Origin of the sequence: Synechococcus lacustris str. Tous (assembly GCF_003011125.1) — a bacterium.
GTDB classification, from domain to species: domain Bacteria; phylum Cyanobacteriota; class Cyanobacteriia; order PCC-6307; family Cyanobiaceae; genus Synechococcus_D; species Synechococcus_D lacustris.
Map to the genome: position 1 here is coordinate 1 of NZ_PXVC01000112.1, position 4355 is coordinate 4355.

3 protein-coding genes and 1 pseudogene are annotated in these 4355 nt (G+C 45.2%); 1 reads left to right on the plus strand and 3 read right to left on the minus strand.

Annotated features, from left to right (window positions below):
* Positions 1-435: 435 nt before the first annotated feature.
* Positions 436-1443 (plus strand): ArdC family protein, encoded by a 1008-nt coding sequence (locus tag C7K08_RS12810; RefSeq protein ID WP_106500963.1) that lies wholly within the window; start codon positions 436-438, stop codon positions 1441-1443.
* A 964-nt stretch (positions 1444-2407) separates the two neighbouring features.
* Here C7K08_RS12810 and C7K08_RS12815 read toward each other — a convergent pair.
* The 3 genes and pseudogenes from C7K08_RS12815 to C7K08_RS15630 form a co-directional block, all read right to left on the minus strand.
* Positions 2408-3034, minus strand: coding sequence for a hypothetical protein (locus C7K08_RS12815; RefSeq protein WP_133165274.1), 627 nt, complete (start codon positions 3032-3034; stop codon positions 2408-2410).
* Positions 3035-3570: 536 nt separating this feature from the next.
* On the minus strand, positions 3571-3771 hold the full coding sequence (locus C7K08_RS12820) for a hypothetical protein (RefSeq protein WP_133165275.1): 201 nt from the start codon (positions 3769-3771) through the stop codon (positions 3571-3573).
* Between the two features lie 169 nt (positions 3772-3940).
* Positions 3941-4355, minus strand: a pseudogene (locus C7K08_RS15630) (hypothetical protein); the annotation flags it as partial.

Here is a 4355-nt window from a genome sequence, read left to right on the forward strand (position 1 = left end):
GGGCCATCTAGGGGGTTGCGGCCCCCTTTTTAGTGTTCGTGCTCTCCACCCCCTCCCTCCCGGTCGGGGTTACGAGCACTCACCACATGGGGCCGCGCCCCAATATCTACCCTTTGGGTCTTGACCCTACGTGACATAACCCTTTGGGTCTCAATGGCCCAGAAACAAAAGAGCAAAAGAACTGCCGGCAATGGGATGTAGAGAACTGACATCGGCTACGGGGTAGGCGCTACTAACTGTTGCCGCAGGGTTGACCCTTGGGTCTTGGCTGTTTATTAGTCACGCAGGTATCTGCATTGTCTGCGGCGGGAAAAGGGCAACGCAAGCCGGCCCACCGCAACAAACTGAATAGCTGTGGGAACAATTTGTATGTAGCTACTTGGCCGGCCCTTGTCCTCGCCGCAGATGCCAATGCAGTCCTGCGTTTCCTCGCAAATGTCTACTGCCAAGAAAAAGTTTGATGGCCCCACGCCAGAAGAAAAGATCGTTGCTGGTTTAGTTGAGTTGATGGAGGCAGGTATCGCGCCTTGGCGTAAGCCTTGGGCAGAAGATGGCTGTTCAGGGCATCATGTAAATCTTTTAAGCGGCCATCAGTATCGGGGCTCCAATGTGATCTTGCTCACGATCGGCATGCACGTTAGGGGTTCAGTGCTGCCGTATTGGTGCGGATTTGCAGAAGCAAAAAAGCTTGGGATTACTCCAAAGAAAGGTTCTAAATGCGCTTATATCGTGCGCCCGCAATTAAACCGTCATGTAGAAGAAGGTGTCGCCATAGCTGATGGCAGCAAAAGTGATCCCAGTATCAAAGAATGGATGGCCTTTAAGCCCACCGCTGTATTCAATGCCAATGATCTAGAAGGGGCCACCCCAGAAGGAATCAAAAAGCTTGAGGAGTTGATCAAGCTGCGTAAATTCCAGGCTGGCTATCAAGTAAAGCCAGAGCCAGAAAGGCTAGAAAATGCAGAAGCTGCCCTCAAGAGCTGGAAGGTGCAGGTGAGCTTTGGCGGTAATCAAGCCTTTTATGCACCAGCTATTGATCGGATTCAGTTACCTGAAAGATCAGCCTTTAATACCCCTGCTGCATTTTGTGCCACCTGGGCCCATGAGGCGATCCATTCCAGTGGCCATCACTCAAGGCTTGATCGCGATCAAGCTGGCAGGTTTGGCTCCAAAAGCTATGCAAGAGAAGAGCTTGTAGCTGAATTAGGGGCAGTTTTGCTTTGTGATCGYTTGGAAATTGGATCTGAAATTGAATCCCATGCRGCTTATTTAAGCCATTGGATTKGGCTATTAAAAGAAGAGCCAAAGATTCTCTTCCAGGTAATGCGTGATGCAAATGCAGCATCAAAGCTGATCTGGCCRGAGGAATTAAATGCTCCATTTGATCCCATCCCAGTAGGTAGTGATCGGCAGCTAGTGGCTGCGTCGCTTGTGGCTGCATAGGCCGTTAGGGCCCATAGGTTGGCCCCTTGGGCCGTCGAGGCAATGGGGAGTAGCTTCTGCTCCCCTAAATAGGTCTTTACTGCTGATACAGCCCTAAATCTTCCTCGCAGCACTGCAGCACCTCCGAGAGATCAGCAAGCATTAAACGCAGGCGTGGGTGTTTTTCAGGATTAGAAGCTACATGAAGGGTAGCTTCTGTAATGCGATGACAAAACTTGAGAAGTGGGTTCAATCGCTAAGGGGTTTGAGAACTGTTGCGGTTGTGCTGGGCTTAGAAAGGGAGCTGCGTGGAGTGGGGTTTAGTGGCTAAGTGAATGTCTTGCGGGAATGGTAGAAATTATTGACAAGGCAGTCAAACACTCACTAGAATTATATCAATAGGTTTTATCAAGCTATGCCGTGTTCTAGATTAGCTATAATAGCTATTTTTTCTGCAATTATAGCAACATTTATTGCACCAACTAAAGCTCAGTATATGCCTTCACTCATGCAAGGTCAGCCATACGAAGAAGAAAGAAAAAAATTACTAGAATCTGGTTGGCAAAAAGTGATTGACAGTACGAAGAACTGCAAAGTGACAGCGTACGGTTCTGCACGAAATGGCTTTTCTCGAAAGACATGCTTTATATATGAAGAGCATGATGACTGCTCGGCAAGCGGATTTTGTAGATTCATTTGGAGGAATTCCAGAGGTGTAAGGCTAAAAGTTACCACCCTCGGATACTTATACACTGTTCAAAATTGGGATCTAGAGTAGCAAGATACCTAGAAATTGGAGGCTCGAACTTTGGCTCGATTGAGCATAGAGGCCCAAAAGGTGGTAAGTACACAATAAAAAAGAGATCTGATGGAACTACATATCGCAGGTACTTCTGAGATGCAACCTGCACCTGTGTGAGATTACCTGCACCAAGACAGGCAAGCTAAAGAAGATTGTCAGAAATTAGGTTCACTATATAGATTATCAAGAAAGTAGATTATCGTATTCATTCTTAATTGCTATAATTTCTGCAAAGTTTCTTCTTATCTCAGGATTTCTGGCATAAAGCTCCAAGATCTTAGTGTCGTAATTACCAAACGATTTAAGATTTGCAGGAACTGAAAGGAACTCATARCATTTACGTATGGAATCCCAAATTTCATTTGAATAATTTTCCAGTTGCGTTGATTCGTCTAATAGTAATTTTATTGATCTAGCCATGGTTTTTTTGTTGAAAGCAAGTAACTCGTTATTCATTGATGCATTGTAAACTAGTGATAGTGGTTGCAAAACTTTTTTGATTTCCGCCTGAGAACTATCAGCCCATAAAGCCTCAGGGTAATTCTCAAAAATTATTTTACAAACCTCATAGTCTATTGTGTCTGGAGGCAATTCATCATAACAAGCTTTCTGAAGAAATTCATAAATAATTGAAACCATTAGTTCATATGTCCGACCACCCCTAGGGGTTAATGATTTAAGATCAATATGCTTAAAAAGAATTTCATCTTTGAAAAAGAACTTAATCTGACTTGTGTCCTGAGTGCTATTAGAGTCGCGCCCAAGTGAGAATATTTCTAGCTTTAAGCTACAATAGGAGTCGAAAGTCAAGTCCTGAATACGTATACACTTTGGCGATGAGGTCTTACGTAAAAATAGTTTATCTTTGAAGCACTGTTTAAGTAATGGCAATATTGAAGATTCAACTTTATGCGATTCAATAAAATATGGCCAAAAATAGTAAAAAATYGCAAGAATGATTAAGATAGCACCCAAGAGAGCARTTAGTGACATATCCAGGCAAAAATTTGCTCAAGAATAACACAATCAATACCTGGAGAGACTGCGGCCATGAATCCTGAAAACTTATGTCCTTATCTGCCAGGTTTAACAAACCGTCTTTGGACTAGACAATTTTTATAGTGCTTTAGAATAAGATACAACTAACATATAGTTGAAGCTTATGTCTAATTTCGCATGTCCAAGCAAACGTCACAATCGGTTGCAACAGCAAGCTACCGATTGGTATTTGCAAAGCTATAATCAGAGTATCGGGTATATGATGACGAGCTAACAAAATATGCTGCCAAGATGTATGCTAGATGCTCCTAACAAGGCCACTTGTTATAGATCAGGCCAAGCAGTTTTTATTGCTGATACAGCCCCAAATCATCTTCGCAGCATTGCATCACCTCCGAGAGATCGGCCAGCATTAACCGCAGGCGTGGATGCTTCTCAGGGTTAGCAGCTACATGTAGGGCCGCTGCTGTCACCCGCAGGCTTAAGTCTTCCAGGCCCAATAAAGCAGCGCTGAAGGTTTCTGTGGTGATCGAGCCGGTGGTGAGCATTGCAGAGGTGTAACTGCTGCCAGTGTTCCCCGTTCTGTGCAGATGTTGCGKTTRCTCGCAATAAAAAATCCCCCCGTTAAGAGAGGACTCTTGAATAAGCAACATCTGTATTCAAAGAAAAGMCAATTCCCTTGAATACAGCTTGCTTGGGGTCTTGGGCCCCTGGCTCTTAGTTCAATACGTAGACATCACCGGTAACTGTTTCTAAGTACATATCGCCAGGGATAGAACCAGGCACTTCTGTTGGTGTGCCAGTACCTGTAAACCAACCAGTACCACGGCTACCTTGCACACCAGCAGGGCCTTCTACACCTTGAGCGCCAGCAGGGCCAACTTCACCCTGTGCGCCCTGGATGCCTTGTTCACCAGCAATACCTTGGGGGCCTTGRATTGAKCCACCATCTACCCATGCTTTGGTGGTGTCATCCCATACACGCAAGCTGTCATCTGCTTGAACGATGTAGGCATCACCTTGAGCTGCACCAGCAGGTAAATCAGCAACTGTTGCTACCTGCCCGCGGAAGTTAATRCCAGTACCAGCAGCACCCTGAATACCTTGAATACCTTGTTCACCAGCAACACCC